Raw genomic sequence first — 22,711 nt, 5'->3', positions numbered from 1 at the left:
CTGGGCCAAAACCGCCGAGGAGATCCTCGACTCCCTCAAACGCTTTTGCGAACGAACTTCAGGGACACGACACTACTCGATGGATGCTAACGCCCATTGTCATGGAGCCGATGAGCAACAGGACCTCTGCCCGTCGAGACGTCGCCACTGCAAACTGCTTAGTCCGGAGAAGGGCGCCAGTTCTGTGCCAGCGACTCCAACCGGCGACGCCGGATCGACCACCGCAAATTGCGGATATCGACGCCGTCGACCGCCAGCACATCGAACGCCACGAACGAGCCGGTTCTTTCACAACCAGGCGCCGACGCACCGTCGCCGCCGTGTTCACCATCCGGCGCTGGAGCGCATCGAACTCCACCCGCTCACCAGTCCACACCACCAACTCACCGTCCAGCACACAATCCACCCGCAACTGGGCCTCAAGAGCGCCAACGACATCGGGGAACTTGTCGGTGAACTCCTTGCCGTTCCGAGACCACAATCGAACCTTGCCGTCCCTCGCCACCGCGCCCGCGCGGGCTAGCCATCCCACTTCACTTCGTAACGTGACCCGCGCCCGGCAGAGCGTTCGGTGCCGGGATCTGGTCGACCGAGCGGGCCAGCGCAACCTCGACCGGCCCGGCCAGCTCAGCCGGGACCCGCACCCCAGCGGGCTGGATACGCCGCGGCGCCGGCATCACCCGCTACCCCCCCCGCGCGTTCGACCGAACGGCGGCCACACCACGACCTCGCCACGGCACCAGCATGCGCCCGCTTGTCCGCTCATGTCGCCGTACGGCGACCGGTTCGGCGGCGCCAGCGAGATCCCCTCAGAGCGCGCGCCTTCGACCGGATCGAGTCCTGGCTCCGCCCGAGCTTGATGCTCGTCACGCCGACCGGCGTGTTGCCGCGCGAGACCTGCTGAACCTCTTCGGCGGTCCAGGCCCGGCGATTGTTGCGTTTGGTTGGTGCCTCAGGCAGCTCAGATTCCCCACGTCGTCGCTGGTCGCCCGAGCGGTACCGGTCAAGTCCCTTGTGGTGGTGTAGCGCTGCGCGATCCTTGGGCGGTTGTTAGGCGGTGAGTGCGGGCAGGTCGTCGGCTCCGATCTCGGGGTTGGTGGTGGGGATGGTGGTGAGGCGGCAGCGGGCCAAGATCTCGAGGCCGAGGTAGCGGCGTCCTTCGGCCCATTCGTCGGTCTGTTCGGCCAGGACGGCGCCGACGAGGCGGACGATGGCGTCGCGGTTGGGGAAGATCCCGACGGCGTCGGTGCGGCGGCGGATCTCCTTGTTGAGTCGTTCGGCGGGGTTGTTGGACCAGATCTGGGTCCATACGTCCTTGGGGAAGGCGGTGAAGGCGAGGACGTCCTCGCGGGCGGCGGCGAGGTGGTCGGCGACGGCGGGGAGTTTCTCGGCGACGTAGTCGAGCAGTCGGTCGAACTGGGCGTGCACGGCGGTCGCGTCGGGCTGGTCGTAGACCGAGTGCAGCATCGCTTTCACCGCCGGCCACATGCTCTTGGGGCAGATCGACATGAGGTTGGCGGCGTAGTGGGTGCGGCACCGCTGCCAGCTGGCGCCGGGCAGGTTGGCTGCGATCGCCTCCCGCAGGCCGGCGTGGGCGTCGGAGGTGACGAGCCGGACACCGGCCAGGCCGCGGGCGACCAGATCGGCGAAGAACTCGTTCCACGCCGGCCCGGTTTCGCTGGTGGCAACGCGCATGCCGAGCACTTCGCGGTGCCCGTCGCCGTTGACTCCGGTCGCCAGCAGGACCACGGCGTTGACCACGCGGCCGCCCTCGCGGACCTTCATGGTCAGTGCGTCGGCGGCCACGAACGTGAACGGCCCGGACGCGTCGAGGGGACGGTGGCGGAAGTCGTCCACGATCGCGTCCAGGTCGGCAGCCATCCGCGACACCTGGGACTTCGACAGCGAGTCGATGCCGAGGGTCTTGACCAGCTTGTCCATCCGCCGGGTGCTCACCCCGGCGAGGTAGCAGTCAGCCACGACCGTGATCAGGGCCGCTTCGGCGCGTTTACGGCGCTCGAGCAGCCACTCGGGGAAGTAGGTGCCCTTGCGCAGCTTGGGGATCGCGACGTCGATGGTGCCGACGCGGGTGTCCAGGTCGCGGTGGCGGTAGCCGTTGCGCTGAGCTGCACGGCCCGGGCTGGGACGGCCCCACTCGGCGCCGGCGACGGCATCGGCATCAGCCGACAGCAGGGCGTTGATGATCGACTGCAGCAGGCTGCGCATCAGATCGGGCGAGGCCTCGGCGAGCGCTTCGCCAAGCAGGCCGGCAGGGTCGACAATATGTGGTGCGGTCATCGTGGTTGGTCCTCGAGGATTCTGTGGAAGGTTGACTCGAAGGATCACGCGGTGGCCGCTTCTTCGTCCGACGTACACGCCGGTGACGAACTCGGCGACCGCGCTACACCACTATCGGGGACTCAACTGCGGTACCCAATCGGCGGGCCAAGTCACCTGGGTTGCCCCGCCGAATCGCTAGCACGGTCGGTCACCGATCCTGTGAGGGCCGCGACAGTCATTGCGGTCTGGCAGGCTGGCGGTATGTGCGGACGCTATGTACCCAGTCGAAGCCGCGAGGACCTGCTTGAGACGTTCAAGATCGAGGAGGCGCTGGCCGACGAAGAGAGGGCGCCGGGCTACAACGTCGCACCGACCAAGACCAGCCCAACCGTGCTGGCCCGGCCTCCGCGCGGCGGAGACGAGGACACCGATCCCGGCAACTGCGGAACCTGAAATGGGGTCTGGTGCCGTCCTGGGCCAAGGACCCCAAGATCGGCAACCGGATTCTCTGCAATAGTCAAGCTGTCGCAGGAGAGGTCAGGTTTCGGTCACCGCGTAGTGCAGGCGAATGGAGCCGCCGGTGTCGGTGTGCACCGAGAGCAACTGCAATCGAGTCGACCGAGCGGCCCGCCGTCGGCCCGCGGCCGTACGGTCAGGGCACCGGCACCGCAGGCGAGCCGCTCCGTGAGAGCGAGCAACTACGTGTGGTCAGAGCCGTCCGCGGAGCAATGGTCTAGACAGTAGGTTGCAGGCGGCGAGAGGAGAGGATCAGGTGACCAGGATGAGGACGTCGACCGCTTTCGGGATCGACATCGGCGGCAGCGGGATCAAAGGCGCCGTCGTCGACCTGGAGACGGGCGACCTAGCCGCGGAGCGGGTGAAGTACCTGACGCCCAACCCCTCCACCCCGGAGCCCGTCGCCGCGGTTGTGGCCCGGCTGGTCAAGGAGGCCGAGTGGACCGGTGAGCTGGGCGCGACGTTCCCGGCCGTGATCAAGAACGGCGTGGCCAAGACCGCCGCGAACGTCGACAAGAGCTGGATCGGGACCGACGTCGAGAAGCTCTTCATCGACATCACCCACTGCGACGTGACCGTGCTCAACGACGCCGACGCGGCCGGCATCGCCGAGGCCCGGTTCGGCGCGGCCAAAGGCGTCGACGGCGTGGTCATCCTGCTCACCTTCGGCACCGGGATCGGCAGCGCGCTGCTGCTCGACGGCCAGCTCGTGCCCAACACCGAGCTCGGTCACCTCGAGCTGGACGGGTACGACGCGGAGGAGAAGGCCTCCTCGGCGGCGAAGGACAACGAGGGCCTGTCGTACAAACAGTGGGCCAAGCGAGTGCAGCGATACCTTCGGCACGTGGAGAACCTGTTCACCCCCGACCTGTTCGTGGTCGGCGGCGGGGTCAGCAAGCACGCCGACAAGTGGGTGCCGCTGCTCGAGATCTCCACCCCGGTGAAGCCGGCTCAGCTGCTCAACAACGCCGGCATCGTCGGCGCGGCGATGGCCGCGCACGAGAAGTTCACCGACTAGGCCGGGCTACAACCTGAGCTCGGCGACGAGGGTAGCCGGTGCGGGAGCTTAGGGCGTTCCGCCGAGCACGCCGCGACCGGGCCGTGTTTCGGTGGCCCCCGCAGCGCGCGGCAGCACACCGCCTTGAGCTGCACGGCCACAACTGGCAGGGACGGGACTTCATGGGCCGGGAGTAGCAGCACGCAACCTGGCTGGAAGTGATTTTCCGGCCGGGTCAGCGCCAGTTCAGGTACCGGCCTCGAGTACGGCGAGGTCGCGCACCGCATAACGGTGATGCTCGGCCTCACGTCAAGTAGCGGGGCGGAAAATGTCGTGACGCGGTTTCACGACACCAACTGCAGTCAACTCGAACTGCTGAGAGCTCCAACTCGGCTGTCAACGTACGCGCCTGTGTCCGCAGCCATGGACACAAGCCCCGACGCCGTCCCGCGGTCAGCCGTCGGCGGGAATCTGCGGGCGGAAGTCGACCTCGCAGGTGTAGTAGCGCATCGACAGGGCGGCGCGCTGGACGTCGATGGATCCCTCGCCGATGGCGAGGACATGGTTGAGCCACTGGTGGGGTTCGTTGTCGGTCAGGAAGGTCAGGACGTGCAGGCCCGAGCCGTCGGTGAGGTTCGACAGGCCGGTCAGCCGGAACAGCACGAAGCCGCCGGCGCCGACATCGACCGTCCCGCGGGCGTTGGGGTGGGCGTACCCTCCCTGGACCCGGGGGTTGTTGGACCACTTGGCGGTGCCGGTGAGCCGCCCCGTGAAGGCCGCGGTCCCCTGCCCGTAAAGCAGGCCGTCGCCTGCCGCTGATGGCTCGACCGTCTGGACTAGGTCGTAGCGCCACTCGACATCACAGAGATGCTCGAGCTTCATGGTCCACCTCCCGGCCAGGCCTCCTGACGACGTTCCTCCTTCGATGCATGGTGTGCAACCACCAGTGCCCGCGTGCGCGCGACGCTATCCTCCTCGCAAAGGGATGCCCTGGAGGCGGCGATGAGGGTCCTGGTGGTCGTGAGGGTCGCCGCCACCCTGGCCGGGGCCGGTGACTCGTCCCGGTTCGCCCACATCGCGAGGTACGCGCCGATGTCATCCACTGCTGCGCGGTGAGTTGGCGTCCGGCGCTGGGCTCCTCGACGGGTCGGAGGCCCGATGGCGCCCTAGCAGTAGTCGGCGGTGAGCGTCGGCCATCGGTCGACGGCCCACGCCAGCCAGGTCGTCCACCGTTCGGGCGGACAAGGACTGTCCACGCCGGCGAGCTCGGCGGCGTCGGGTGCCTGGAACTGGGTACGCCAGCCGGCAACGTCGGCCTCGGGCATCGGGAAGGTCTGCGGCGTGGTGGCCTGGCGATACGCGATACGGGCGAGTTGGACGTCCAGGTCGACGGGCAGATAGACCACCTGGCACGGCATTCCGGCTTGGCTGGCCAGCCAGCGCAGTGCCGACCGCTCGTCTCGGCTCCAGAGCCCGAAGTCGAGGACCACGCTGGTCCCCAGCCGCAGTGACCGCAGCGCCATCGTAATCAGCCAGCCTTCCAAGAGGTCACGCTTGCCGTCGGCCCTCAGCGAGGTGCCGAACAAGGAAAGGTGCCACTCATCCGGAGTCAGCCGCAGCGCATCGTGTGACCTTGCCAGCTCTTGAGCCCGGGTGGTCTTGCCGGCGCCGGGAAGACCGACCATCAAGAACAGCGTGGCGCCAGACATCGTTAGGTCTCCTCCAACATGACGGCGTCAGAAATCCGGCGGATTACCGTGCAGGCGCAGCATCGCCCTTCCGAACGATGTGAGCGTAGTGCCTGGCGTTCGCGGCCAACCAACGTCGGCTGAGGCCGAAGGCGCCCCAGACACTGACCGGCGACGACCTGCCCCCGATCCACCTGACCAGCTGACGCCGCAGGCTTCCTTCGAGGCGAGCCGGACTGGCCCGGGACCTGGATCGACCGCGCCGGCCGCGATCGCACGCCAAGTGTCCTCGGCCACGAACTGTCCGGTGTAGTCGTCGAGCTCGGCTACGGCACCACGGGTCTCACGGTCGGTCAGCGGGTCTTCGGGCTGACCGACTGGGCCCGCAACGGTTCGCTCGCCGAGTACGCCGCAGTGGAGGCCCGCAACCTGGCTCCGCTCCCCGCCGACGTCGACCACATCACCGCGGCCGCTCTGCCGATGCCCGGTCTGACGGCCTGGCAAGCGTTGTTCGATCACGCCCACCTGCAAACAGGCAAACCGTCCTCATCCACGGCGCCGGCGGCTCCGTCGGCTCGGTCGCCGTACAACTGGCCCGCGAGGCCGGTGCCCACATCATCGGCACCGGCCGGACCTCCGACCGGGACCTGGCCGGCGCCCAGGGCGCCCACGAGTTCCTCGACCTGGACAGCGACCAACTCGAGGACGCCGGCGAGGTCGACGTGGTGTCGACGTGGTGTCGACGTCATCGGCGGCGAGATCCGCGACCGCTCCACCACGCTGGTGCGCCGCGGGGGCATTCTGGTCACTGTCGCCGATCCGCCGACCATCCAGCCCCGCGGCGGCCGGGCAATCTTCTTCGTCGTCGAGCCCAACCGCGAACAGTCGGCTCAGTTGGCCGCTCGCCTCCGCGATGGGCGGCTCACACCGCTTGTCACGGCCGTCCGCGACCTGGCTGCCGACCCCGCCGGGTTCGTAGAGCACACCCGCGGCAGGATCATCATCACGATGAAATGACACGGTTTGTCGTGACGCCCGGGATAGAGGACCGAGCACCCATCCGGTACGCCCGCACGCTTCAGCGAATCCGCGGACGTGATCCACGGCATCCGCACCGTCCCGCGCCGCCCCTCGTCCGAGCAGCAGGCTCGTACCGTCGCTCAAGCTCGTGGCCTCTTCGCAGAGACCGCGTGTCGTGCCCGGTCAAGATTGAGGAGCCACACTATTGGCGTGCGATCAGTCAGATGCATCGATAGGGTTCTGTGCTGGTATGGACCTACAGGAGATCGGTGCGCAGGTGATTGGGGCACGGCCGACCGGGGCGCACGCGACGCACGACATATGGTTATTCGGGCGGTGACACCTACCTATGGGCATGAGAAACTACCTGATTGACGGCGGTTCCGGCACCGGCAAAACCACGGTCTGCGACGAATTGCGGCGACGGGGCTATCAGGCTATTCACGGTGACAGGGAACTCCGCAGCGACCCGAAGCCGGGCGAAGCCGCCAGTGGCAGTGCACCCGACTGCCACCTACCGCCCATTTGGGACGTAGCGATGGTCAAGGCCCTGCTCGCCAACCAGGACGAGGCGGTAACGTTCTTCTGCGGAGGCTCTAGGAATTCTTCGGAGTTCATCGACCTTCTTGATGGCGTTCTTGTCCTTGAAGTCGCCGACCTTGACACTGTGATGCGCCGGATTGATGAGCGCGTACTCGTTGACCCCAGCGACTGGGGCGGCAGGCAAGAGGAGCGAGAAATCATCATGCACTTGCACCACACGAAGCAAGGCATTGCTCAGGGATGGGCGATCGACGCCACCGCACCGCTCGAATTCGTCGTTGACGAAATCCTTCGCCGCATTCAGTGACACACAGGCCAGCATCGACGACGTCGCTGGCGAGGTTCCGGGTATTACCGGAATTGCAGGAAATTGCAACTTTCACTGAACCGTTGACGTCTGCCGCATCTCCGGCGCCGCCCGGCGAGGCACGCCTGTAACTACCGGCCAACCTATTCCCGCGAGCTCGAGTTGCACCGCGATGATCTCGCGACGCTCTGGCTGACAAGTGACCCCACCAACCCGCCGCGGTCATCTCAGTTGGCAGAGTTCGGTGACCCAACTCGAGGCGGGCCCCCCGCATGCCGGGCTCGCCGCGCGGCTGCCAGCGCCATGGGGGCAATGGCCAGGCTCATCCGTGAATCCCCCGAATCCGGAGCAGGAAGTCCTCCAAAAGAGTTCCGGAGGCGGTGTCGGATCCGGCCGAAGGTGTTCGTAGAAGGGGTGAGCGGCCGCCCACGACGGCGCCACAAATCGCAGGAGATGAAACCATGTTCGGGACACCGTTGACGCCAGACTTGATCAAGGCGGAGACGGCGTACCGGCTGGAGCGGACCAAGCGTGCGTTCCGGCCCGCGCGCCGCCGGGAGCGCCCGGAGCAGGCCGGCCCGGCCCGGCCTCAACCGCAACGGTCAGGAGTGGGCGGCGGCGCTAAAGGGTGGCCAGCACGCTTCTTGCCTCGTTGACACGGTCCAATTCGCGCTGCAGGAGAACGCGGCGATCACCGGCTGCCTCCCGCTGCTCGGTCACTGCCCGCGCGGCCAGGACAGCCAGTTCCAGCGTCATCCAGTCGGCGCACGCGTCGAGGACCGCCTGGCCGTCTCGTCGCCATACGTCGGCTTCGGCCTCGAGTTCGGCCAGGTGGGACCGGCTGGTGGCCAGGCTGATCCGGTATTCCGCCGACAGGATGGCGTAGACCCGTTCGGGGACCTCGCCGGCGTTGTGGGCGCAGTCGAGTCGATCCAGGTAGGTCTGGTGGGCGAGCGCGCGCTGCTGGGCGGTGGCGAGCCGGCGGCCGAGTTCCGGCAAGGTCACACCGGCCGCCACCCTCAGGCCGACGATCCTGACCTCGGTGGGCGGGATCTCGCCGAGGCAGGCACGGATCTCGGCGACCTCGAGCTCGAGCAGGACCTCGAGCAACGCGACCTCCTGTGCGAGCCGCTCGGTCTGGCTGGGCAGCCGCTTGACGCTGTCGCGGATGTCGACGAAGGGCTGCAGCACCCACTCGCGCAGATCACTCGACTTCTCGACTGTCCGGCTCTGCACGTCCTTGATCCGCTTCTGCAGGGAACCGGACAAACTGGACGACCTGTCCGAACGGTCGGCGTCAGGTAGTCCTTGCTCGCCAGTGAGGTTCATCTTCAGGATCGTCTCCACGAGCCGGCCCAGCTGCGCCACACGGCCCAGGACCTGCTTCCAGGCCTGCGTCCGCCAGCCGGTCTCCCGAAGGATCGTCTGGTCCTCGCGGGCTTCGTCCGGATCCAGCTGGCTCGCCGCTGCGGTGTGGTAGCGCTGCGAAAGCGCGGCCACGGTTTCCAGCTGGGACAGGTAGGCGTCGAACTGCGCTGACGAGCTGGCGACGAGATCGGTCCAGGTGGTGAGCGAGACCCCGGTTTGCTGTTTGACGTACTGACTGGTGATGCCCTGGGCGGCACGCATCGCGCCGACGATGGGCAAGCCGATGATGCCGAATCCACCCCATTGCTGGGTCATTCCGCCGCTCTGGGTGACGACTTGGAGTGCGCTGCCCAAGGCGTCCAGGGTCTGGGAGATGCTCCGGCACTCCGCGCCGACCGAGGCGACCGTGCGATCCAGCGCGGTGAAGGTCGTGCGAACGTCCTGGAGCGTTGGTGCGGTGAGGGCCTCGATGCGCTCTATGCCCTCGGCGAGCGCGTGGTCGTCGATCATTGTCGTTCTCCCTGAGGGGGCTACCACGTGTAACTGCCCGTCTATCGGAGCAGCACAGGACGCCCGCTGATACACAACCGCCCGCAAGGATCCAGGGGTCTGGGGGCTCAGGAATCGAGCTGGTCGAGATCGTCGGGAGTGAGGTCGGGTCGCAAGCGGACGAGTGGCGGACCTGGCCGCCTACGTGGCGGCGATCGGCCCGAGCCCGCCACCGATCAAAAGCTCCCGGGTGGCTGGTTGAGCAGGGTGTTCAGACCCGTCGGTTGCGCATGCGAACGTTCGGACATGTGCTTTGGTGATGCAACCGGATCCTTCCGCCAGGACTCGTGCAGGCAAAGGGTCCGATCTGGGGAGTGGTGATGGCTGACGGCGACACGGTGCGCGAGCTGTACGAGGGGTGTTACCGGCGGCTGGTCGGGCAACTGTTCGCGGTCTGCGGGAACCTGGGCGAGGCCGAGGATGCCGTCCAGGAGGCATTCGTCCGGGCGGTCGAGAAACCCCGGCGGTTCGCCCAGCTCGACAACCCGGAGGCGTGGCTACGCGCAGTCGCGCTGAACGCCGTACGCCGGCGCTACCGCCGCGCGACCCGATTCCACGGGTTGCTCTCCCGCGCAGGTCTCCCCGAGACCACGACGACCGGGCTGTCCGCGGACCGGGTCGCTCTGGTCGGGGCCTTGCGGCAGCTGCCCTACGAACAGCGCGAGGCGATTGTGCTGCACCACATCGTCGATCTGCCGGTACGTGAGATCGCCGTACAGCTGGGTGTTCCGGAGGGGACGATCAAGGCTCGCCTCTCCCGGGGCAGGGCCGGCCTGGCCCCGCTGGTCCACGAGTTCGCCGGCGACGCCGAGGAGGTCAACCATGTCTGAGCTGAAAGAACTGTCCTGGGAGGTCCAGAAGACCGTCCAGCCGTTGCCCTTCGAGGCTCTGGAGCGCCGTGGCGTTCGCCGCCGGCACCGTCGGCAGGCGCTGACCGGCGCGGGAGTCGTTGCGACGGTGACGATCGCAGTACTGGCTGCCGTTCTGCCGCTCGGGAACGTGACCGGTACCGAGAAGCCGCCGACCGCCGGCACCCCGGCGTCGATCCCGGTCGACCAGGCGGCCGAGAAGCTGATCCACGACAAGAAGTCGGGTGCTATCGGCATCGCGTTCGCCACGCCGACCCGGTGGGCCTCGGTCTGGATGTCACCTCAGCCGGGATACACCTGGAACTACGCCGCGGTGCTGAGCCGTGACGGGGTGCGGACCACGGCGCCGGTGCGCAAGAACCAGTACGACGTGCTGCGGGTCGGTGACGAGGTGCTGGCACTGTCGATGCCGACGAGCATGAAAGGCAGCGATCCGACCTGGGCCCAGGCGGTGATGGTCGGCCTGACGGATCAGGGCCGGATCGAGAAGAAGGTGCGCTGGGCTCCGCCGACGACCGAGTTCGGCGACGGCGACGTGCTGCTGGCGTCCGGCACCCTACGGGCGCTGAATCCGGAGACCGGCACCTTGCGGGAGGTGAAGATCCCCGGGATCGACAACGCCTACCAGCCGCAACGCGACACCACCGGACGGTGGTGGCTGGTCGGCGCCAAGAACAGCGGCGTCGGCAACATCTACTGGACCGATGACCGCGGCAAGACCTGGGACCATTCCGTCATCAGCCCGGGCCGGATGGGCGGCCGGCTGGGAGTCAGCCCCGACGGCAAGACGATCGTGGCGATCCCAGGCAGCAAGCCCGGCACGACAGGTGACCTGGTGCCGCTGCAGTTGTCCACCGACCGGGGCGAACACTGGACGACAGTGGCCACCCGGAACCCGACGTACCTGTCGTCTCCCGTTGCTTTCGACAACGGGACGGGGCTCGCGCTCTATCAGGGCAAGAAGCGCGAACTCCTCCGACCCGGTGCCGGTGCGGCGTTCACACCGCCGGCCGACCTGGGCGGGCTGACAAGTATCGGCGGGTTCGTCTACGGGATGCAGTACAACGGCAACCACGCCATCACCAGCACCGATCACGGCAAGACCTGGAAGTACTTCGAGCCTCGCTAGTGCCGCGGCCCCTTCTGGGTCGGCAACGCATCACCAGTTGCGCTGCGTCGCGCCGCACGGGCCGCCGATGGGTGATTCCCTTCGCTGATTCCGGCCGCCGAGGTGGCGGCCGGTGCGGGCCGCCTGGCGGACCTGGCCGACACCCCACGAGTGATCGCCGTGGGCGCGACGGGTGCCCTCGGCAACGAGGTCGCCTCGCAGCGGCAGATCGAGGAATCCATTCGTGCGAACTACGGCTACCCAGCGACCGGCGTACCGATCACTGGCGGTCCGCGCCAGGCCGCCGAGCGCCTGGCAGAGTTCCACCAGGCCGGCGCCGATCATCTTGTGATGGGCTTCAGCGACGGCGACTGGAGAACCCAGTGCGACCTGCTCGCCGACGCGGCAACACTCCTCTGAACCAGACGAGACCACATTGTGGCTCAGCTCAGCTCAGCTCCGGGAGTTCCGGGCCGGCTACAACCGGCGATATCCAACGCGGTGGGCCAACAGCCGCCTGTCGACGCCGTCATACCCCACCTTGACTGAACTCTTCAGTGCGCCGGTCATTTTGGTTACGCCGTACACTGTGGTTACGATGTAACCATCCGACTGAGAGAGAGTCATGAACATGAGCACCGCACACCCCCCATTCGCAACAGTGGCCCACGCTTTCGCTGACCTGATGAACGGCCATGACCCGGATGCGGTCGACGGCTTCGTCGCGGCTGACTACATCAACCACAACGCGTTCGTCGACGACGGACGCGAGGCGAACCGGGCGTTCTGGAGGCTGTGGTTCGCGGCATTCCCGGACACGGAGGTCAGCCTCGACGATGTCCTGGTCGACGGGGACCGCGTTGCCGGTCGATTCACCTACCACGCCACGTTCCAGGGGTCCTTCATGGGGATACCACCGACCGGCCGCCGTGTGGTGATGCACTCCATCGACATCTGGCGGGTCGTCGAGGGTATGGCGGTGGAGCACTGGGACCAGCTGGACGGACAGGCATTCTTCGCCCAACTCAGCGGCACCGCCGACAAGGCCGGCGTCCAGTGACGGTCGACGCGTCCGGTGATCCCACGCCGACACCGGCGCGACAGCGCCGGGAGCGGGAACGCGCCGCAGCCCGTGAGTCGATCCTGTCCGCCGCCCGCGAGCTGGCACGGCGCGAGGGCTGGGACGCGGTCACCATGCGACGCCTGGCCGAGGAGATCGAGTACTCGGCGAACTTCGCCTACCGCTACTTCACCGGCCGCGACGACATCCTGCTCGCTCTGGTCCGCGACGGATTCGTTCGTCTGCGCGACGCGATGGACGCCGCGGGCCGGCTGCCGACCTCCGCGTCCACCGACCGCGCATCCGACCCGGAGGCGTCCGCCGTTCGGCGGGCCGGACATGCCTACCTCGACTTCGCCCTGACCGAACCCGACTTGTACCAGCTCATGTACGGCCTCGGCGGCGTACGGGTGCCCGTCACCGACACGTGGACCGACGGACAGGCCGTCGGTGATGTCCTGACCGGACTGCTCACCGACGCCGGCGACCCGCAGCCCGAGCGGCACGTCCTGCAGCTGTGGGCAACAGCCCACGGGCTGATCGCGCTACGGGTCGTCGGCCGCGTCGACGTCGACCCCGATGCACTACACGCCCTGCTCGACGACGCGCTGACCGACTGCCTCACCCGTGCCCTCCCCGCACCAACGCCGCGTCGGCGCGCCGCACGATCGACCAGAAAGAACCAGCCGTGAGCACCCTAGCCACCGCCGCCGCGCTCGTCGCCATCGCGACCACCGGCATCATCTACGGCACGGACATCTTCGCCGCGCTCGTCCTGCGCCCCGCTGCCGTCGGTGCCGCCGACGCCTCCGTGGCCGACCTGCTCGGCCGGGTCCACGAGTACGGCGACCGCCGTCTGCCGGCCCCTGGCACGGTCGCACTCATCGCCACCGCGCTCGTCACCGCAACCAGCCACAACGCCGCACGCATAGGCAGCGCGATCGCACTGGCCGCGCTGCTGGCCTGGCTCGCGATCTACAGCCGCATCAGCGCGCCGATCAACAAGCAGCTCCGCGCGGCCGCGGCCAACCACACCGTTCCACCCGACACCCGGGCGCTGCAACAACGCTGGGACAGCGTCATCTGGACCCGGGCCGCCCTCCAATCCCTCGCCCTGGCCGGATTGCTCACGGCCGTCCTCACTCGATAGCCGTACATCACACTGCGCAGCTTCGGCGGCCGTGGACGATCGCGGGTCGGCTTCGTTGTCCGCGAGCGGCACGCAACATGTGGCCCGCACGCGCGGCGACATGCCCGGCAGGTATCCGGGCTGGTGGGTGTACACGGTTCGTCGCGATGCTCGTCGCAGGCATGCCCCGGCTCGGACCGGCACAGGCGATTCTGCCGCTGGCAGAAGTCTGAGGTCGGCGCCCCGGTCATTCCGTTCGATTCGGTGATAACAAATCACTCAAGCATGTTAGGAATGATGCATCCATGAAGTCGCTGTCGAGGAAGTTCGGTGCGGTCGCGACCGCGCTGATGACATGTATCGCAATGTTCGCTGTCGCGCCCACAGCGTCTGCTGCGCCTGCTGCGTCGTCATCGGCGACGGCGACCACCTACTGCAAGGGCGCCGGGACGTGGGACCACGTCTGGACCACCACAGACTCCGCAAACGGGGGCACGGTGTGCATCGAGGAATACCGCGACATTGTCTATCTGTGCGACACGGCAGCCGATGGACTGGCACCCAGGATGAACGTCGCCACCCAGAGCTCGTCCGGTCAATACAACACCCGCTACACACTGACCGCCTCCGGCGGGAACGGAACATGCGTCCATGCCCAGGAGTCGGATGGCGGCTCCCACGACCTCCCATACGATGCTTGGATCTATATCGACATCTGGCTGGGCCCGCTCCCGGGGTCTTACCACTACGGGAAAGAGTTCTATATCAACGGCTGACCCGCACACCGACGACCGTGATCCTGGCGCGGTGATTCGTTTCCGCGCCGGCCGGTGACTACGTCGAGGTCTGCGATCTCGAGCAACGTGGCTGGGGTGCGCAGGTCATCGTCGCGCCAGGGTGTTGTCGGTTACTCGATGCGGGCGAACGGGAACGGCAACTCGGTCACGACCACCGCCTCGGCCGCGCATAACCTGTACGAGGAGACCCAGGGAGGGCAATGGCGGAGCGCGAGGTGCAGGCAGTCGTCTTCGATCTTGACGGTGTTCTGGTGGACTCCGAGCAGCAGTGGGACGAGGTCCGGCGCGGGATCGCCGTCGAAGCCGGCCGGGCTTGGGCCGACGGCGCGACCCGTGCATTGCAGGGTATGAGCACGCCAGAGTGGGCGGCCTACCTCACCGACGTGATCGGAGTACCTGGCCGGCCGCAAGACGTGGCGGCCCAAGTCATCGACCGCATGGCGAGCCGATACCGGTCACGGCTGCCGCTGCTGCCAGGCGCCGTCGAGGTCGTGCAGCGACTGGCGCTCCACTGGCCGTTAGGACTGGCGTCGTCGTCACCGCGGCAGCTGATCGACGCGGTCCTCGAGTCTGCGAACCTGGCCAGCAAGTTCCGTGTCACCGTGTCCACCGAGGAGGTCCGGGCCGGCAAGCCGTCGCCTGCGGTCTACGAGGAGGTGGTACGGCGGTTGGGCGTGGACGCACAGCAGGCTGTTGCAATCGAGGACTCGAGCAACGGACTGCGGTCGGCTGCCCAGGCGGGGTTGCGCGTCATCGCAGTTCCCACCAAGGCCTTTCCGCCCGACAAGGATGCCCTCAGCCTCGCATCCGTGGTCGTGCACTCACTTGACGACATCACCCCGCCACTGGTGACGTCGCTGTCCGATCGAAGCTAGCTGCCCACCAATGCGACGTCGCCCAGACCCGCGACCTCGTCCGCGCGCAGGAGAGGCGCGGTACTGCCGGCCGAATATCGGCACCGGTAGTCCGCGCGCCCGCAGCGCGACAAGGGCATGCCGTAGTTCACTGGAGTGACACAGAATCTGGGTTCATTCATCGTTCATGTCGCGTTCCCGGGAGCCGAGGGTGACGGCTGAGTTCGTGGTCGACGAGGCGGTCGCGCCGTCGTGCGTCGACGTGCTGACCGACGCGTTGCCGGTGCGCGTCGACGTCCACTACACCGAGCGCAGAGTCTGGTTCGACACACATGACTGGCGGCTGTTCCGGGCAGGGCTGCTGCTCGAGCAGCACGTGCGGAACCGCGAGTCGTGGCTGGTGCTGAGCGACCTCGAAGGGCAGCGGATCTCCCGACAGCCGACCGGCCGTACAGCGGTCGACGCGCACTCCCTTCCGGACGGTTCGACGCGAGACCGCGTCCTCGAACTGAGCGGTGTGCGCGCGCTGCTGCCGCGCGTCGTCGCGAGCGGTCCTGTTCAGGTGCTCTCGGTGCTCGGCCCCGAGGAGAAGACCGTCGCCCGGATCGTCGTCGAAGGTCCCACAACAGTTCGGGACGGCGCGCCCGTCGGCGTGCGGGCCACGGTCGAGTCTCTCCGCGGCTACGACAAGGACGCGGCCAAGGTGTGCCGGACACTGGACGCCATCCCCGGGTTCGGGCCGGCCAAGGAGCCGCTCTTCGAGTCGGTCCTCCGGGCCGCCGGTCTCCATCCGCGCAGCTTCCGGTCGAAGCCCGACCTGGAGTTCACCTCGCGGATCCCGGCCACCCAGGCGTTCGCCGGCACGCTCACGCAACTACGAGAGATCGTCCTCGACAACGTCGAGGGCACGCTTCGCGAACTGGACACCGAGTTCCTCCACAATCTGCGTGTCACGGTGCGCCGTGCCCGAGCCGTGCTGAAGTTCGCGCACGGAACGATCGACGAGGACATCCGGGCGAGGTACGTCGTGGAGCTCAAGTGGCTCGCCGACCAGACCTCGTTGAGCCGTGATCTCGACGTGTACCTGCTCGGCTTCGACGAGCTGGTCAACCACGTGTCCGCATCGAGCGAGCTCGAACCGTTCCGCGAGCAGCTCACGCGGCACTGCACCAGGGCGCACGCCGTACTCAACCGTGCACTGCGGTCCGAACGATTCGCCGCGCTGCTCGATGGATGGCGACGGGAGCTGACGGTCCCGGGGCCTGTCGAGCGCCCGGTGATCGAGGTCGCCGACGAGCTGCTGAGCCGCGCCTGGAAGCGCGTCGCCAAGCGCGGCGACGCCATCACCGACGCCTCTCCGGCCGAAGCCGTGCACGACCTGCGCAAGCGCTGCAAGGAGCTGCGCTACCTGCTCGAGTTCTTCGGCAGCTTGTACGGCGCCGACGCCCGAGGCGAGGCCGTGAGTGAGCTCAAGCTCCTGCAGGACATCCTCGGCGAGTTCCAGGACGCCGAGGCCCAACGCATCAGCGTCCACCAGTACGCCGTCGAACTCGCCGAGGCCGGGACGCCCCCGGCGACGCTGATGGCGATGGGTCGCCTCGAGCATCACCTGCGCCTTCGTCAGGACGCCGCGCGTGCCGAGGTGGCGGACAGCTGGCATCGGTTCAACCGGAAACACAACCAGCGTCTCTACGCAAGGATGGTGACCAGCCGATGAGGATCGTCGCGTCGTACAGCATCAAGGGCGGTGTCGGGAAGACGACCGCGGCGGCGAACGTGGCCTGGCTGGCGGCCGAGAGCGGACACCGGGTCCTGTTGTGGGACCTGGATCCGCAGGGCGGTGCGACGTACCTGTTCCGGATCCGGCCCAAGGTCAAGGGCGGCGGCGAGGCGATCGTCTCCGGCAAGCGTGACCTCCGCGACGCCGTCAAAGCGAGTGACTTCGACAACCTCGACCTGCTGCCGTCCGACTTCTCCTACCGCAACCTCGACCTGCTGCTGGACGCGCAGAAGAAGCCGACCCGCCGCCTCGGCCGGCTCCTCGACAGCATGGCCGACGAGTACGACGCCGTCGTACTGGACTGTGCGCCGAGCGTGTCGCTCGTGTCCGAGGGCATCGTGCGCGCCGCGGACCTGGTCCTCGCTCCGCTGGTGCCCGCTCCCCTGTCGGTGCGCACGCTCGACCAGCTGCGGTCGTTCATCGCCGAGGCCAAGGGGCCCGCGCCGGACCTGCTCGCGTTCCTGTCGATGGTCGACCGCCGTCGCCGGCTGCACCGCGACCTGTCCGAGCAACTCCCGAAGGAACACCAGGACGTTGCGAGCACCGTGATTCCGATGGCCTCGGTCGTCGAGCAGATGGGCGTACGCCGCGCCCCGGTGGTGGCCTGGGCCCGCACCTCCCCGGCGTCGGTCGCCTACCGCAGCCTGTGGGACGAAGCCCGGCTCCATGCGAAACTATGAGCCCGTTGAAGTCGAGCACGCTCTACCTCGGTGAATCCCGGTTCGCCGCGAGGCGCATCGAGCCAACGTTGGGTGGGCGGGCCTTCTCACGCCGGCGCCTCGTCGAAGGCTGGCCGAGCGCCGTCCGGACCCCAACGACCGGCGCGCGTCGCTCGTCGTACTCACCGAGGCCGGGCTCGCGATCCGGCCGATGTCCCGCAAAGCCGGAGGCAGTGTCGAGCGCACCTGGGCCGACCAGCTCGGCGAAGACCGACTGGAGGCTCTCCGGACGGCGCTGATCGAACTGGTCGGGTACGACGCAGAGATCTAACTGAGTAAGCCAGCACCTCGGGCTCCGACTACTCCGCTCCGGGTGGGCTATCCATCGTGCGGCGAACGGCGCCGGGTGGCGGCAGCGGGCTGCGGTGCACGGCTGCGTCGCCGACGAGCCGCGCAGTGGCGGTACCAGCCGTATGCGAGCAGGGCGCAGATGGCGCCGTTGATCATCCCCGCGCTGACGTCTGTGACGTGATGCATCCCGCGGTAGAGCCGCGAGAACCCGACGAGCAATGGCATCGCGAGGCAGAGAATCACCGTCGTCCATCGCAGCCACGCGCGTTCGATGCGCAGCGCGAGCAGCGCGAAGGCGAAGTACAGGCCGGTCGACGCACCTTCGTGCCCACTGGGGTAACTCGCGGTCGGTGGTGACGCGTCGAGCTTCTCCACCTGCGGACGATCGCGGTCCACGACTTTGGCCGCGATCAGGAAGTTCAGTCCCTGCATGGCGATCGCCACCGGTGCGACGAGCGCCAGGGGCAGGTCCCGGGTCCGCCACAGCAACAGGGACGACACCACGATGCAGACCGCTATGACCCCCGCGGTGTTGCCGATCTGCGACCAGACCGCGGTGATCGTGTTCCAGGTTCCCGTCCGGTCGGCGGCAAGATCCTTGTTGACCGCCTCCTCGGCGTGGGAGATCCCGTCGAGTGGTCCCTTCAGTGCGAGCCCGAAGCCGATGATGATGCCACCGAGGGCTACGCCGGGTGCGACGGTCCTGGTGAGGAGGTCGACGCCGTCTTGCCGATGAATCCGATCCATGAAGCGAACATAATGCCCAGACCGAGTACGTGCCCGGCGAAAATGTCGGACGGGAAGTGCGCGCCGATGAAGAGCCGGTCCAGACCGACGATCACAGGCACGACGATCGCGAGCGCGACGGCGATGCGGCGCTGGGTGGCGGACAGCAGCGGCCAGAGCAGGAAGACCAGGACGCCGGCCGCCAAGGTGATGTTCAGGGCATGGCCGGAGGGGAACGAGTAGCCCTGCGCATGCGGCACCGAATCGCTGACGACCGGCCGGGCGCGTTGGGCGATGGGCTTGGCTATGCCGCCGATTCCCCAGCCGACCATCATCGTGACGAAGGCCCACAACGCCCGCCCCTTGAGCTTCTTGGACCTCCAGGTCCAGACCACCACCACGGTCGCCACGAGGTACACGAAGATCGGCTGGCTGACGACCTGGATCACGGTCAGCGCCGGTATCAGCCCATGTCGAACGCTGAACCCGGTGGCCGCCCGGATGGCCGCCTCGTCGGCCCTGATCAGCGGATCGAACTGCTGTCGCACCGCCAGCCCGAGGAGCACCACAGGCAGCGCGAACACCAGCATCGCCAAGACACCACGGAGCAACCGCCAACTCCGCGTCCGGACGACCGCAATCACACCTGCCCGCCGCATCGTCATAACCAACCTGTACCCACCAAGTTCGGACTCTGACTGCAAGTCGACTCGCGCAGGTCCCAGGGTTCGGGGCCACTCAGTCGAGACAGAACTCGTTGCCCTCGATGTCCTGCATGTTCTGGCACGACTCGTTGACGCCATCGGCAAGCAGCAGTTGCCCGCGTACTGCGCCGAGCGCGACCAGTCGTACGCATTCGGCCTCGAGAACGGCCAGGCGCGCTTCACCCACGAGCCCGGTGCCCACCCGCACGTCCAGATGCACCCGGTTCTTGACGACCTTGCCTTCGGGAACGCGCTGGAAGAACAGTCGCGGGCCCACACCGGTGGGATCAATGCATGCGAATGCGGAACCCTGCCGCTCCGGCGGCTGCGCGCGATCGAAATCGTCCCACGTCGCAAACCCCTCCGGTGGCGGCGGTACGACGTACCCCAACACCTCGCACCAGAAACGAGCGACCCGCTCAGGTTCCGCACAGTCGAACGTGACTTGGAACTGCTTGACCGACACCATCGGTCCACCATAGAGGCGGGGTCTTTCGTCGTCTCCACGGGACCGGGGGATATTTCGTCGCGCCGGCTGCCGGTGGCTCGTAGCATGCGGCGGGCGGTTCGGCGCGAGACGGAGACGATGAGGGACATCAAGCTGACGGATTGGCAGGACGGCTGGGACGGCGACCCGTCCGCGTGGGACAAGCGCGTCTTCCGTCCCCCGGCGGGCACTCGGCCGGGCAACGTGCACGTCCGTATCACCGGCCGCCCGAACGAGCGGTACGCGCTGCTCTTCCGAGACTTCCTGACCGCGGACCGAGGCTGCCGCGAGGCGTGGGCGCGCTTCAAGCACCGGCTCTCGCTGGCAGTGAACGACTTCAACTCGTACGGCCAGATCAAGGACCCGGCGAGCGACGTACTGATGGCAGCCGCCGAGCGGTGGGCCGCCGAAACCGGTTGGCATCCTCCGCACGCCGGCTAGCGCCGTACAGCTCGCCTTCACATCCGTTGGTCGCAGGTTCGAGCGCTGCCGGGGCGCCTTTGTCAGGCGGCTGGGGTGGCGTGGGCCGGGTCGCTCGGGTGGGTGGTGAGGGGGACCAGGTCGGTCTGCAGCCACTCAGCCAGTGGGAGGGTGTCGAGGACCTTCTGGAGCTCCTCGGCGTCGTCGGACTGCCAGAGGCCGAGGGCCTGTCCGGAGGGAAGGCGCCAGAGGCGAACGAGCTTGCCCTCGGCAGCGAGACTGCGGGTACTGCTCGCCTCGGCCTCCAGCCTGGCCTCGGAGTCCGCGCCCTCCGGGATAGTCAGGGTGAAGGTTGTGAAGTACTCGGTCCAGTCCAGGTGGAGCGGAGTCGGGGACGCCGGGTCGTTCGAGTGCGGTGTGAGCGGCGTGACCTCGTCGTGGCGCCAGATCCGCAATGGCATGGACGCCAGCACTTCCTCCAACTGGACCTCGTCCGCCGCCTCGAAAAGGCCGAGAGTGCGCCACTCGCCAGGCTGGAGCGGTGGGCGCCACAGGCGGAGCAGGTGACCGGCGGCGATCAGCTCGCCGGACCGGACGGACTCACGGGCGCGGACCTCGTCAACCTCTGCTTCCGAGACTCCGGCGGGGACCTGCGTGGTCATCGTGACCAGGTACTGCATGTCGGCCTCCTGAGCGTTCTCCGCGACGGATCGATTCTCCACCTCTCAGCAAATTCCTAGGCAGTTCTCAGGCGTTCTGCGACTCGTTCGCGGAACGGTGTGCGTCTCACCTGCGTTGACGAACGAAAGTTCCGACGAGAGGACGCTGATGCTGGGGATCGCTCACAGGGTGCAGGAGCTGCAGTACCCCGCGCAGGCTTTGGTGGTGCTGGCCGGGATCCCGGGAGCCGGCAAGACCACTCTGCTCCGGCGCCTCTACCCGGTGGGCGGTGAGTACGACGGCGTGCGCGTCTTCGACTCCGAGCGGCTCCGGGCCCGCTGGATGCCGGTGCTCGGTGTCCTCCCCTATGCGTGGTGGAGGCCACTGCTTCATCTCACGTACTACGTGCTCGTCCTGACGGCGATGGGTCGACACAAGGGCCCCATGGTGGTGCACGACTGCGCCACGCGGCCGTGGGTTCGGCAGTTGATCGGATGGCGGGCCAAACGGGCCGGACTGCCTGTGCACCTCGTGCTGCTCGACGTACCGGGTGACGTGGCGCGCGACGGCCAGTGGACCCGTGGCCGGGTGGTACGCGCAGGGAGTATGGCCACCCACTGCCGCCGGTGGCCCTACCTGCTCGAGCAGGCGACGGCGAACCCCGGCCGGGTCGTCCCTGGTGCCGCGTCCGCCACGATCCTCACCCGGGGCCAGGCCAACCAGTTGACGAGGATCGCCTTCAACGACTGACCAGCGGTTGCTCGTAACTCTGCCCGGGCAAATACTCCTGAGTGTCGGCTGGTGGCGACATGTCACCGGCCTGACGGTTCGAGGGACCCCGCCCAAAGGTCCCGTTCACTCCTCAGGAGGAACCAGTGAGGATCGAACGCACGTCCGTCCGCCGCCGCCTGGCCCGGACCGCCCAGCTCCTGACCGCCGTCGGCGTGGTCGCCGCGTCGCTGTACGCCGTACCGGCCGCCGATGCGAAGCAGCCCTCTCCGGCGGCCAGGCTCGCCGCTGCGAATGCCGCAGTGGAGCGATCAGCTGTGAAAGGCATTGCCTGGTACACCGACTCGGCGTCCGGCAAAGTCGTAGTCACCGCGGACAGCACAGTCTCCGCATCCAACGTCGCTGCGCTGAAGCACGATGCCGTTCAGGTCAACCGCACGAGCGGCGTCTTCAGGCCACTGCTCGCGGCGGGTGACGCGATCTACGGCGGTCAGTACCGCTGCTCGCTCGGCTTCAACGTGTCGAAGGGTGGTACCTACTACTTCCTCACCGCCGGCCACTGCGGGAAGGTGGCGAACACCTGGTACACCAACTCGAACCACTCCACGCTGATCGGCCCGACGATCAACTACAGCTTCCCCGGCAACGACTATGCGCTGGTGCGGTACGACAACACGTCGCTGAGCCACCCGGGCGGCTACACCGCGGCCAACGCGGTCGTAGGTGAGACCGTCACTCGCAAGGGCTCGACCACTGGAACCCACAGCGGCAAGGTCACCGCGCTCAACGTCACCGTCCGGTATTCCGGCGGCGGCAGGGTCGGCGGACTGATCCAGACGACCGTCTGCGCGGAGCCCGGCGACTCCGGCGGCCCGCTGTACGACGGCACGAAGGCGCTCGGCCTCACGTCCGGCGGCAGCGGCGACTGCAGCAGCGGAGGTACGACGTTCTTCCAGCCCGTGACCGAAGCAGCGAGCGCGTACGGCGTGACCGTCTACTGATCCGGCTCACCGAAGTACGGCCGCGGCCATCCGGTCGCGGCCGTACTTCTGGCATCGCTGCACCGAGCCGGCGAAAAGTGTCGGTGGCGGCTGATTGAGTCGGGGGACG

Annotated in this window: 27 protein-coding genes and 1 pseudogene; 18 read left to right on the top strand and 10 right to left on the bottom strand. The window is 67.7% G+C overall.

All coding sequences use genetic code 11. The annotated features are described in order from the left end of the window. Positions 1 to 58: 58 nt before the first annotated feature. Positions 59 to 505 (bottom strand): ATP-dependent DNA ligase, encoded by a 447-nt coding sequence (locus OG555_RS42965; protein ID WP_442914446.1) that lies wholly within the window; start codon positions 503 to 505, stop codon positions 59 to 61. A gap of 545 nt (positions 506 to 1,050) precedes the next feature. Further along, on the bottom strand, positions 1,051 to 2,298 hold the full coding sequence (locus OG555_RS25410) for an IS256 family transposase (protein ID WP_329475051.1): 1,248 nt from the start codon (positions 2,296 to 2,298) through the stop codon (positions 1,051 to 1,053). Positions 2,299 to 2,541: 243 nt separating this feature from the next. Here OG555_RS25410 and OG555_RS25405 point away from each other — a divergent pair, with 243 nt between their 5' ends. Genes OG555_RS25405 through ppgK form a run of 3 tightly spaced genes read left to right on the top strand, consistent with a single transcriptional unit; the run spans position 2,542 to position 3,814 of the window. Then, positions 2,542 to 2,733 (top strand): SOS response-associated peptidase family protein, encoded by a 192-nt coding sequence (locus tag OG555_RS25405; RefSeq protein WP_329475050.1) that lies wholly within the window; start codon positions 2,542 to 2,544, stop codon positions 2,731 to 2,733. An 11-nt stretch (positions 2,734 to 2,744) separates the two neighbouring features. Further along, positions 2,745 to 3,017 carry a hypothetical protein gene (locus OG555_RS42960; protein WP_442914445.1) on the top strand — a complete coding sequence of 91 codons (273 nt, stop codon included), beginning with the start codon at positions 2,745 to 2,747 and terminating at the stop codon, positions 3,015 to 3,017. 44 nt (positions 3,018 to 3,061) lie between these two features. After that, positions 3,062 to 3,814 (top strand): polyphosphate--glucose phosphotransferase, encoded by a 753-nt coding sequence (gene ppgK / locus OG555_RS25400; protein ID WP_329475049.1) that lies wholly within the window; start codon positions 3,062 to 3,064, stop codon positions 3,812 to 3,814. A gap of 432 nt (positions 3,815 to 4,246) precedes the next feature. Here ppgK and OG555_RS25395 read toward each other — a convergent pair whose 3' ends face one another. Both OG555_RS25395 and OG555_RS25390 read right to left on the bottom strand, forming a co-directional pair. Then, positions 4,247 to 4,675 carry a hypothetical protein gene (locus OG555_RS25395; RefSeq protein WP_329475048.1) on the bottom strand — a complete coding sequence of 143 codons (429 nt, stop codon included), beginning with the start codon at positions 4,673 to 4,675 and terminating at the stop codon, positions 4,247 to 4,249. A gap of 284 nt (positions 4,676 to 4,959) precedes the next feature. Next, positions 4,960 to 5,502, bottom strand: coding sequence for an AAA family ATPase (locus tag OG555_RS25390; RefSeq protein ID WP_329475047.1), 543 nt, complete (start codon positions 5,500 to 5,502; stop codon positions 4,960 to 4,962). Positions 5,503 to 5,733: 231 nt separating this feature from the next. On the opposite strand from OG555_RS25390, the pseudogene OG555_RS42955 reads away from it, so the two are divergent. Beyond that, positions 5,734 to 5,865, top strand: a pseudogene (locus tag OG555_RS42955) (alcohol dehydrogenase catalytic domain-containing protein); the annotation flags it as partial. A 131-nt stretch (positions 5,866 to 5,996) separates the two neighbouring features. On the opposite strand, the gene OG555_RS25385 reads toward OG555_RS42955, so the two are convergent. Continuing rightward, positions 5,997 to 6,281, bottom strand: a complete 285-nt coding sequence (locus tag OG555_RS25385; RefSeq protein WP_329475046.1) for a hypothetical protein — start codon at positions 6,279 to 6,281, stop codon at positions 5,997 to 5,999. A gap of 575 nt (positions 6,282 to 6,856) precedes the next feature. On the opposite strand from OG555_RS25385, the gene OG555_RS25380 reads away from it, so the two are divergent. Then, a complete protein-coding gene (locus OG555_RS25380) occupies positions 6,857 to 7,351 on the top strand; it encodes a nucleoside kinase (RefSeq protein ID WP_329475044.1) in 495 nt (164 codons plus the stop codon). Between the two features lie 621 nt (positions 7,352 to 7,972). Here OG555_RS25380 and OG555_RS25375 read toward each other — a convergent pair. Further along, positions 7,973 to 9,229: a hypothetical protein gene (locus tag OG555_RS25375; protein WP_329475043.1), complete on the bottom strand. Its 1,257-nt coding sequence runs from the start codon at positions 9,227 to 9,229 to the stop codon at positions 7,973 to 7,975. Positions 9,230 to 9,588: 359 nt separating this feature from the next. Here OG555_RS25375 and OG555_RS25370 point away from each other — a divergent pair, with 359 nt between their 5' ends. The 10 genes from OG555_RS25370 (at position 9,589) to OG555_RS25325 (ending at position 17,545) form a co-directional block, all read left to right on the top strand. Further along, on the top strand, positions 9,589 to 10,098 hold the full coding sequence (locus OG555_RS25370) for an RNA polymerase sigma factor (protein ID WP_329475042.1): 510 nt from the start codon (positions 9,589 to 9,591) through the stop codon (positions 10,096 to 10,098). Then, complete coding sequence (locus tag OG555_RS25365) at positions 10,091 to 11,266, top strand: WD40/YVTN/BNR-like repeat-containing protein (protein WP_329475041.1); 1,176 nt, start codon at positions 10,091 to 10,093, stop codon at positions 11,264 to 11,266. Before OG555_RS25370 ends, OG555_RS25365 begins: the two co-directional genes overlap by 8 nt. 102 nt (positions 11,267 to 11,368) lie before the next feature. Then, positions 11,369 to 11,665 carry a hypothetical protein gene (locus OG555_RS25360; protein WP_329475040.1) on the top strand — a complete coding sequence of 99 codons (297 nt, stop codon included), beginning with the start codon at positions 11,369 to 11,371 and terminating at the stop codon, positions 11,663 to 11,665. A gap of 265 nt (positions 11,666 to 11,930) precedes the next feature. Next, on the top strand, positions 11,931 to 12,305 hold the full coding sequence (locus OG555_RS25355; protein WP_329475039.1) for an ester cyclase: 375 nt from the start codon (positions 11,931 to 11,933) through the stop codon (positions 12,303 to 12,305). Further along, on the top strand, positions 12,302 to 12,997 hold the full coding sequence (locus tag OG555_RS25350; RefSeq protein ID WP_329475038.1) for a TetR/AcrR family transcriptional regulator: 696 nt from the start codon (positions 12,302 to 12,304) through the stop codon (positions 12,995 to 12,997). Before OG555_RS25355 ends, OG555_RS25350 begins: the two co-directional genes overlap by 4 nt. Further along, positions 12,994 to 13,455, top strand: coding sequence for a hypothetical protein (locus tag OG555_RS25345; protein WP_329475037.1), 462 nt, complete (start codon positions 12,994 to 12,996; stop codon positions 13,453 to 13,455). The genes OG555_RS25350 and OG555_RS25345 overlap by 4 nt, the downstream gene beginning before the upstream one ends. A 284-nt stretch (positions 13,456 to 13,739) precedes the next feature. Then, complete coding sequence (locus OG555_RS25340; protein WP_329475036.1) at positions 13,740 to 14,210, top strand: hypothetical protein; 471 nt, start codon at positions 13,740 to 13,742, stop codon at positions 14,208 to 14,210. 221 nt (positions 14,211 to 14,431) lie between these two features. Continuing rightward, positions 14,432 to 15,106: an HAD family hydrolase gene (locus OG555_RS25335; RefSeq protein ID WP_329475035.1), complete on the top strand. Its 675-nt coding sequence runs from the start codon at positions 14,432 to 14,434 to the stop codon at positions 15,104 to 15,106. Between the two features lie 190 nt (positions 15,107 to 15,296). Next, positions 15,297 to 16,802, top strand: coding sequence for a CHAD domain-containing protein (locus tag OG555_RS25330; protein ID WP_329475034.1), 1,506 nt, complete (start codon positions 15,297 to 15,299; stop codon positions 16,800 to 16,802). Next, positions 16,799 to 17,545 (top strand): ParA family protein, encoded by a 747-nt coding sequence (locus OG555_RS25325; RefSeq protein WP_329475033.1) that lies wholly within the window; start codon positions 16,799 to 16,801, stop codon positions 17,543 to 17,545. The genes OG555_RS25330 and OG555_RS25325 overlap by 4 nt, the downstream gene beginning before the upstream one ends. Before the next feature lie 357 nt (positions 17,546 to 17,902). On the opposite strand, the gene OG555_RS25320 is transcribed toward OG555_RS25325, so the two are convergent. The 3 genes from OG555_RS25320 to OG555_RS25310 all read right to left on the bottom strand — a co-directional run bounded on the left by OG555_RS25320 (position 17,903) and on the right by OG555_RS25310 (position 19,774). Next, positions 17,903 to 18,622 carry a phosphatase PAP2 family protein gene (locus OG555_RS25320; protein WP_329475032.1) on the bottom strand — a complete coding sequence of 240 codons (720 nt, stop codon included), beginning with the start codon at positions 18,620 to 18,622 and terminating at the stop codon, positions 17,903 to 17,905. After that, the gene (locus tag OG555_RS25315; RefSeq protein ID WP_329475031.1) at positions 18,559 to 19,266 is read right to left on the bottom strand and encodes a phosphatase PAP2 family protein; all 708 of its coding nucleotides are present in this window, start codon (positions 19,264 to 19,266) and stop codon (positions 18,559 to 18,561) included. Before OG555_RS25315 ends, OG555_RS25320 begins: the two co-directional genes overlap by 64 nt. 73 nt (positions 19,267 to 19,339) lie before the next feature. Continuing rightward, positions 19,340 to 19,774, bottom strand: coding sequence for a VOC family protein (locus OG555_RS25310; protein ID WP_329475030.1), 435 nt, complete (start codon positions 19,772 to 19,774; stop codon positions 19,340 to 19,342). A 117-nt stretch (positions 19,775 to 19,891) separates the two neighbouring features. Here OG555_RS25310 and OG555_RS25305 point away from each other — a divergent pair, with 117 nt between their 5' ends. Beyond that, positions 19,892 to 20,233: a GrpB family protein gene (locus OG555_RS25305; protein ID WP_329475029.1), complete on the top strand. Its 342-nt coding sequence runs from the start codon at positions 19,892 to 19,894 to the stop codon at positions 20,231 to 20,233. Positions 20,234 to 20,295: 62 nt separating this feature from the next. Here the strand turns inward: OG555_RS25305 and OG555_RS25300 are convergent, their stop codons facing one another. Further along, on the bottom strand, positions 20,296 to 20,934 hold the full coding sequence (locus tag OG555_RS25300; RefSeq protein ID WP_329475028.1) for a muconolactone Delta-isomerase family protein: 639 nt from the start codon (positions 20,932 to 20,934) through the stop codon (positions 20,296 to 20,298). A 106-nt stretch (positions 20,935 to 21,040) separates the two neighbouring features. Here OG555_RS25300 and OG555_RS25295 point away from each other — a divergent pair, with 106 nt between their 5' ends. Beyond that, complete coding sequence (locus OG555_RS25295) at positions 21,041 to 21,622, top strand: AAA family ATPase (protein WP_329475027.1); 582 nt, start codon at positions 21,041 to 21,043, stop codon at positions 21,620 to 21,622. A gap of 125 nt (positions 21,623 to 21,747) precedes the next feature. Continuing rightward, entirely contained in the window at positions 21,748 to 22,602 is an 855-nt protein-coding gene (locus OG555_RS25290) for a S1 family peptidase (RefSeq protein WP_329475026.1), read from the top strand. Positions 22,603 to 22,711 lie beyond the last annotated feature (109 nt).

The sequence above is a fragment of the Kribbella sp. NBC_01484 genome (assembly GCF_036227145.1).
In the GTDB taxonomy this organism is placed as follows: domain Bacteria; phylum Actinomycetota; class Actinomycetes; order Propionibacteriales; family Kribbellaceae; genus Kribbella.
This window is presented reverse-complemented; position numbering and strand designations above follow the sequence as displayed.

Coding starts and splice junctions, on each gene's coding strand:
- OG555_RS25410 (WP_329475051.1), bottom strand. CDS start 2,298: ATGACCGCACCACATATTGTCGACCCTGCCGGCCTGCTTGGCGAAGCG.
- OG555_RS25405 (WP_329475050.1), top strand. CDS start 2,542: ATGTGCGGACGCTATGTACCCAGTCGAAGCCGCGAGGACCTGCTTGAG.
- ppgK (WP_329475049.1), top strand. CDS start 3,062: ATGAGGACGTCGACCGCTTTCGGGATCGACATCGGCGGCAGCGGGATC.
- OG555_RS25395 (WP_329475048.1), bottom strand. CDS start 4,675: ATGAAGCTCGAGCATCTCTGTGATGTCGAGTGGCGCTACGACCTAGTC.
- OG555_RS25390 (WP_329475047.1), bottom strand. CDS start 5,502: ATGTCTGGCGCCACGCTGTTCTTGATGGTCGGTCTTCCCGGCGCCGGC.
- OG555_RS25385 (WP_329475046.1), bottom strand. CDS start 6,281: ATGCCCCCGCGGCGCACCAGCGTGGTGGAGCGGTCGCGGATCTCGCCG.
- OG555_RS25380 (WP_329475044.1), top strand. CDS start 6,857: ATGAGAAACTACCTGATTGACGGCGGTTCCGGCACCGGCAAAACCACG.
- OG555_RS25375 (WP_329475043.1), bottom strand. CDS start 9,229: ATGATCGACGACCACGCGCTCGCCGAGGGCATAGAGCGCATCGAGGCC.
- OG555_RS25370 (WP_329475042.1), top strand. CDS start 9,589: ATGGCTGACGGCGACACGGTGCGCGAGCTGTACGAGGGGTGTTACCGG.
- OG555_RS25365 (WP_329475041.1), top strand. CDS start 10,091: ATGTCTGAGCTGAAAGAACTGTCCTGGGAGGTCCAGAAGACCGTCCAG.
- OG555_RS25355 (WP_329475039.1), top strand. CDS start 11,931: ATGAACGGCCATGACCCGGATGCGGTCGACGGCTTCGTCGCGGCTGAC.
- OG555_RS25340 (WP_329475036.1), top strand. CDS start 13,740: ATGAAGTCGCTGTCGAGGAAGTTCGGTGCGGTCGCGACCGCGCTGATG.
- OG555_RS25335 (WP_329475035.1), top strand. CDS start 14,432: ATGGCGGAGCGCGAGGTGCAGGCAGTCGTCTTCGATCTTGACGGTGTT.
- OG555_RS25325 (WP_329475033.1), top strand. CDS start 16,799: ATGAGGATCGTCGCGTCGTACAGCATCAAGGGCGGTGTCGGGAAGACG.
- OG555_RS25320 (WP_329475032.1), bottom strand. CDS start 18,622: ATGGATCGGATTCATCGGCAAGACGGCGTCGACCTCCTCACCAGGACC.
- OG555_RS25315 (WP_329475031.1), bottom strand. CDS start 19,266: ATGACGATGCGGCGGGCAGGTGTGATTGCGGTCGTCCGGACGCGGAGT.
- OG555_RS25310 (WP_329475030.1), bottom strand. CDS start 19,774: ATGGTGTCGGTCAAGCAGTTCCAAGTCACGTTCGACTGTGCGGAACCT.
- OG555_RS25305 (WP_329475029.1), top strand. CDS start 19,892: ATGAGGGACATCAAGCTGACGGATTGGCAGGACGGCTGGGACGGCGAC.
- OG555_RS25295 (WP_329475027.1), top strand. CDS start 21,041: ATGCTGGGGATCGCTCACAGGGTGCAGGAGCTGCAGTACCCCGCGCAG.